The organism is Nocardiopsis chromatogenes YIM 90109 (genome assembly GCF_000341185.1).
Classification (GTDB): domain Bacteria; phylum Actinomycetota; class Actinomycetes; order Streptosporangiales; family Streptosporangiaceae; genus Nocardiopsis_A; species Nocardiopsis_A chromatogenes.
The window spans coordinates 1-5,494 of the sequence record NZ_ANBH01000306.1; the positions used below are offsets into that span (position 1 = coordinate 1).

General features: G+C 72.7%; 7 protein-coding genes and 1 tRNA gene. 6 read left to right on the forward strand and 2 right to left on the reverse strand.

Features of this window, described 5'->3' with window-relative positions; all coding sequences use genetic code 11:
• From D476_RS39420 to D476_RS0127180, 5 genes are all read left to right on the forward strand, one after another.
• Nucleotides 1-167, forward strand: a 167-nt coding sequence (locus tag D476_RS39420) for a GNAT family N-acetyltransferase (protein ID WP_040727590.1), incomplete at its 5' end; no start/stop codon positions are given.
• 530 nt (nt 168-697) lie between these two features.
• Nucleotides 698-1,474, forward strand: coding sequence for a divisome protein SepX/GlpR (gene sepX / locus D476_RS0127165; protein WP_026123906.1), 777 nt, complete (start codon nt 698-700; stop codon nt 1,472-1,474).
• A gap of 92 nt (nt 1,475-1,566) precedes the next feature.
• A tRNA-Ala gene (locus tag D476_RS0127170) sits at nt 1,567-1,640 on the forward strand.
• Between the two features lie 541 nt (nt 1,641-2,181).
• A complete protein-coding gene (locus D476_RS0127175; RefSeq protein WP_017627047.1) occupies nt 2,182-2,400 on the forward strand; it encodes a hypothetical protein in 219 nt (72 codons plus the stop codon).
• A gap of 364 nt (nt 2,401-2,764) precedes the next feature.
• Entirely contained in the window at nt 2,765-3,328 is a 564-nt protein-coding gene (locus tag D476_RS0127180; protein ID WP_017627048.1) for a hypothetical protein, read from the forward strand.
• 37 nt (nt 3,329-3,365) lie between these two features.
• Here D476_RS0127180 and D476_RS0127185 read toward each other — a convergent pair whose 3' ends face one another.
• Nucleotides 3,366-3,683 (reverse strand): sec-independent translocase, encoded by a 318-nt coding sequence (locus D476_RS0127185; protein WP_026123907.1) that lies wholly within the window; start codon nt 3,681-3,683, stop codon nt 3,366-3,368.
• Between the two features lie 247 nt (nt 3,684-3,930).
• Here D476_RS0127185 and D476_RS0127190 point away from each other — a divergent pair, with 247 nt between their 5' ends.
• The gene (locus tag D476_RS0127190; RefSeq protein ID WP_017627050.1) at nt 3,931-4,839 is read left to right on the forward strand and encodes an ion transporter; all 909 of its coding nucleotides are present in this window, start codon (nt 3,931-3,933) and stop codon (nt 4,837-4,839) included.
• Here D476_RS0127190 and D476_RS0127195 read toward each other — a convergent pair.
• Nucleotides 4,836-5,039 (reverse strand): cold-shock protein, encoded by a 204-nt coding sequence (locus tag D476_RS0127195; RefSeq protein WP_017540722.1) that lies wholly within the window; start codon nt 5,037-5,039, stop codon nt 4,836-4,838. The genes D476_RS0127190 and D476_RS0127195 overlap by 4 nt on opposite strands.
• Nucleotides 5,040-5,494 lie beyond the last annotated feature (455 nt).

Consider the following 5,494-nt stretch of genomic DNA (forward strand, 5'->3'; position numbering starts at 1 on the left):
AGAAGCTCGGCTTCCGCGAGGAGGGCGTGCGCCAGCGGCAGCTGCACATCGACGGGGCCTGGCGCGACCACATCTGCTACGCGCTGACCGTGGAGGACGTGCCGGGCGGGCTGCTCTCGCGCTGGCGCAGCCGCCAGGGCGGAAGGACGGCCGAAGGGCGCTCCTAGGACGCGCCGCGCCGCCGTTTCGTCGGCCCGCCGGTACCGGGACGGACCCGGCGAACCGTACGCCCCTGCGCCGGGAGCCGATTGTGCCCGCGCTGTGCGACCATGGCGACGCCCCGCGTAGCCGGGGTGCCGAAGGCCGTTCCCGGCCGCCTCCCCGAAGCCCTGTCGGCGGCGGGCCGGGCGCGGGATAATCGCCGGAACCGGCGCGGGGCGCCGGTGGCGCGGCGTCCGCCGCGCCCCTTTCGTTTCTCCTCGCGGAGGAGGTGGCCGAGGAAGAGGAAGACTGCAATCTCACGACACTCCGGTCCGAATATTGCGCATTTACGGACACTCGGTCGTACCGTGCGGAACGTAGACGCATCAACGATGTCGGTAACACGTACATACGGCGCATGGGGGACGGCGCATGGAACGCTGAGCCGCGCAGCCGGCTGCGGACGGGCCGTGGTGCCGGATCCCGGCCGTAGGCGGGGACCGGTGTCGCCGGGGCGTCTGGGAGTGTCCGGTGGCCGGCGGTGCGAGGAGGGGCGATGAACAGCTCTGCCTTGTACTTGGCCATTGTCGTCGTCTGGCTCATCGTCCTGGTCCCCATGCTGATGCGGCGCGACGGCGCCGACCCCGAGCCGGGCGCCGAGCCCGACACCGACCGGGACGCGGACCGCGAGTCCGGTCGCGACACCGGTCGGCACGCCGAGGCCGATGAGGCGCACGCGCCCGAAGGCTCGGCCGACGACGACCCTGACAGCACCCTGGTCCTCTCCTACGACGAGTACGTCCCGGGCCCGCGCGCCGGGGCCGGGGGGCGGGCGGACGGGGCCCACGGCGCGCCCGTCGGCCGCGAGGGCGTCCGCGACGACGGCGCGGACCCCCGGGAGCCCGAGGAGGAGCCCGAGCCCGCTCCGGTGGAGGAGCGCCGCCGGGCCCCGGTCCGGCGCGGCGCCGCCCCCCGGGTCCGGCAGACCCGGGCGCGGGTGATCGCCCGTCGCCGCCGCCGCACGCTCGCGCTGTGCACCCTGCTGGCCGCGACCGGGGCCGCCGTCGGGATGGACCTGGGCCCGTGGTGGGTGCTGGTCCCGCCGGTGCTGCTTCTCGCCGGGCACCTGGTGCTGCTGCGCGAGGCCGCCAAGGCCGACGCCGAGCGCCGCGCCGCCGCCGAGGACCTCCGGCGCCGCAGGGCTGCGGCCCGGCGCCGCGCGGAGGCGGCCCGCGCCGCCCGCACGGCCGAGGTCATCGACATGCCCGCGCCCCGGGAGCAGGAGGTGTACGACCAGTACGCCGACGCCCACCAGCGCGCCGTCGGCGACTGAGGCCCCTTCGGGCCCGGGGCGCGGGGCCGCCGCGGCCGGGGAAAGGCGTTCGGAGCACTCGCGCAGAGCTGCTAAGCTTTAGAGCGTCTTGAGGGGCTGTAGCGCAGTCCGGTAGCGCACCTCGTTCGCATCGAGGGGGTCAGGGGTTCAAATCCCCTCAGCTCCACAGCAGGTGAAAGCCTGGTTCCCGTGCCACGGGGGCCAGGCTTTCGCTCGTTCCGGGGGCCGGACAGCGGACCCGGCGCGCCCCTCCGCGGCGGCCAGGGGGCCCAGAGGGGTGAAAGAGCCATCTTTCCCGCCGACCACCCCTCCTTAACGCGGCCGATGCGATAAGTTCGGGCCATGCGCTGAATTTACCCCGGGAAGCGGGGGAATTCACCGTCCGCAGGGTCGCGCCCCCGGTCGACGAAAGTCCCGGAGTCGTGGGGACCGGCGGTTCGCGCGCGGTCGCGGGGGCGGGAAGGGATTCTTCCGCATCCGGCGGGGCCGTGGCCGCGCGAAGCACTGTTCATGCCGGTCACAGGCGTGATCGAGGGGTCCGGTGTGCGCCCTTGGCCGCCCGGGCGCCAATGGCGCGGACTATTCGCCACATGGTCAGAAATAGGGCTTAAGTCGACATTAATATGTGCTTCTGGGTCTTGTGCGCACTGTGACCGATAGGTCATCTTATTCACGGGGATGGACGACGATACGAGGAAAGGTGCGTTGTGCTCAAGAGGATCTGCGTGATCGCGGCCCTAGCCGGTGCCGCCGTCACGGGCGCCTCGCTTCCCGCGTCCGCGGAGGAGGCCGCCTCCCCGACGGCCGGCGCCGCCCGGCAGGTCGCCGGGTGGAGCTGGTGGTACGGGTGGAGCTGGTGGACCACCGACACCATCGGTGAGACCGCCATCGGCTTCGTCGAGGAGCTCTTCTCGGACGGGGAGTGACCCGGACGGCGGCGGGGTAGGCGGCGGCGCACGCGCACGACCGACCGGCGGAGGCCGTGACGGCGCCACGCCCCCCGTGCTGAGAGCCCGGCTCGGAACCTGCGGGCCGGGCTCGGCCGTGTCCGGGCACGCCCCTCGCCGCGTTCTCACCGGTCGACAGCGCACCCGGGCCGACTCCTCCTGCTCTTCGGGAGCACGGCGGCCTTGCGACGGACATGACACCGCCGGTGCCGTCTACGGCCATGACCCACGCAACACCCCCTGGCGCGCGGCGGCCCCGTCCGGCGGTCCGGTTGTCCGCCCCCCGCCGGGGGTAGGGAGCAGGCGAGGACCCCCGCGCCCCGCGTGAGCGAGGAAGGCACCAGTGACCGATCGCCCCCACCCCGCGGGCGGTGCGGACCGCCCCGACCGCCCCCAGTACCCGGGCGGGACCGAGTACCCCGAGGCCGAGGCCCTGCCGGGCGGCTACCACCTGCCCGAACAACAAGCGCCCCGGTGGCGGCCGGCGTCCGGGCCGTCCGAGGCGGCCGACGAGGACGCCGTGGCCGGGGCCCCGTTCCGCCGCAGCACCCCCGCGCGCCGCAAGCGCATCCCCGAGCTCCGCGGCGGCGGCCACGGGCGGCTCATCGCGGTGACGGTGTTCTTCGTGATGGCCACCGGGAGCGCGGCCGACTACATCGACCCGTCGACCCGAGCCTTCTGGCACCTGCTGTTCTGGGCGGGAATCGGGACGGCGGCGGTGGTGTCCCTCGCCCGCGAGCGGCGCAACGCCTGGGAGCCGGGGCCGCGGTGGGTGTGGCCCGCGGCGGCGCTCGGGGGAACGCTGCTGGCCGAGCTGCTGATCGCGCTCCTGGGGTCCCCGGTGATCCTGGTCGCCTCGGTGGTGGTCGGCGCCCTGTTCCTGTTCATCGTGATGCTGTTCGGCTGAGGAGCGGGCGGCGGGAGGCGGTGGAGAGGATTCGCCGTCAGGTCGCCTCGTCGTCGAACGGCGGGCGCCGCCCGTTCAGCTGCGAGCCGGAGCGGCGCGGCGCGTCGTCCTCGTCCTCGGCCTCCCAGAAGTGCTTCTGCACGAAGCGCTTGGGGTTGAGGTCCTCCACGTCGAAGTCCTTGAACTCCGGTCCGAGCCCCTCTCGGATGTCGCTCTTGGCGCTGTCGGCCATCCGCCGCAGCTGTCTGAGCACCGATCCGACCTGCTTCGCGGCCTTGGGCAGCTGGTCGGGACCGAAGACCAGGACCGCGAGCAGGCCGAGAACGAGGAACTCCCCCATCCCGATGTTGAACATGCCCATCCTTCCGTCGGCCCCCCGGCCCACCTGCCGGTACCCCATGCAGGTTAGCCGCTCCCGAACCGGTCCGGCACAGCGCACCCCCGGCGCCGGACCGCGCCCGGCCCCTCCCGGTCGGTCCGCAATCGTCCTTATGGCCCCTCTCGTCCGGCGCCATCCTGCTGCGCGCGGCGCTGGGGGGGTTAAGGTGGGGACCCGTTCGGGGAGGCCGCACGCGGGTGCTTCGGGGCGGGGGAGTGGACAGGTGAGCGAGCCGACGCTGCGCGGGCGCGCGGTGGAGATCGTGGACGCCGGATGGTTCCGCAACACCGTGATCGTCCTCATCCTCCTCAACGCCGTCACGCTGGGGCTGGAGACCTACGAGGGGCTGCTCCGCGCCTGGGGCGCCTACTTCCGGTTCGCCGAGACGGCCTTCGTCGGCCTGTTCGCCGCCGAGCTGCTGGTGAAGATCTACGCCCGGGGCCCACGCTTCTTCCGCGACCCGTGGAACTGGTTCGACCTGTTCGTGGTGGGGATCGCGCTGGTACCGGCCTCGGCCGGGTTCTCGGTGCTGCGCCTGCTGCGGATCCTGCGCATCCTGCGCCTGGTCAGCGTGGTCCCGCAGATGCGCCAGATCGTCAGCGCGCTGTTCCGCGCGGTGCCGGGGATGGGCACGGTGATCGGCCTGCTGCTGATCATCGTCTACACCTCGGCGGTGCTGGGGGAGAAGCTGTTCGGGGACGCCGCCCCCGAGTACTTCGGCGACCTGGGCACCTCGCTGTTCACCCTGTTCATGGTGATGACCACGGAGAACTGGCCGGACGTCGCCGAGGCGGTGATGGCGGCCCACCCGGCCGCCTGGATGTTCTTCGTCGGCTACCTGGTGGCGACCACCTTCATCATCCTCAACCTGGTGATCGGCGTGATCGTGACCGCGCTGGAGCAGGAGGTCAACGCCGAGCGCTGGCGTGAGGACCAGGAGCTGGAGCTGGAGCAGCACGACGCGGTGATGACCCGCCTGGACGCGCTCACCGAGCAGGTGGCGCTGCTGCGGGCGCAGGTCGGCGACGGCGGGGCGGCTGCGCCGGAGGAGGGCGAGGCCGCGGACACGCGAAAGCCCTCCGCCCGGGGACCGGGCGAAGGGCCGAGTTCAGGAGCGTTCGGGAGCGCTTAGAGCGACCGCACGTTGGAGGCCTGCGGCCCCTTCGGCCCCTGGGTGATCTCGAACTCGACCGACTGGTTCTCTTCCAGGTTCCGGAAGCCGGTACCCGCGATCGCCGAGTAGTGCACGAACACGTCCGGGCCGCCGCCCTCGACGGCGATGAACCCGAAACCCTTCTCAGAGTTGAACCACTTCACGGTGCCCTGAGCCATTTGCTCTCCCTTTGGGGACTACATCGGGACCGCACCCTGCTGGTCCCGGGTTGCTGGGCGCCCGTCCCCGGGGAGTCTCCTGCCCAAACGACCGGCGCCCGCGCGAAGTTCCGCGAGGCGCCTAAGCTGCCGTGGAAACCGCATCCGCAACCGGGACCAGACACTACCAGTCGCCCCCCGGGTTGCCGAGACCTTTCCGCGCGAAAATCCCGAGGCACGAAATGGAATTTTCGCCGTTCGCCGGACGTTGATTTCCCTCCTGTCGTGCGGTCTCCCGCCGTTCACACGGCGGCGCCCCCGCACCCCCCCGCCGGGGGCCGCGGGGGCGCCGTGCACGGGCGCCGGGCGCCGGTCAGCCGGAGCCGCCGCCGCTGCCGAAGATCCAGGTGTCGAACCACATCCGCTGCGCCCACTGCTCATAGGGGATCGTCTCGGCGGGGAGCACCGGGGACAGG

Excerpts from the sequence above, each read along its gene's own strand:
- D476_RS0127185 (WP_026123907.1), bottom strand. The coding sequence starts at position 3,683 with ATGTTCAACATCGGGATGGGGGAGTTCCTCGTTCTCGGCCTGCTCGCG.
- sepX (WP_026123906.1), top strand. The coding sequence starts at position 698 with ATGAACAGCTCTGCCTTGTACTTGGCCATTGTCGTCGTCTGGCTCATC.
- D476_RS0127195 (WP_017540722.1), bottom strand. The coding sequence starts at position 5,039 with ATGGCTCAGGGCACCGTGAAGTGGTTCAACTCTGAGAAGGGTTTCGGG.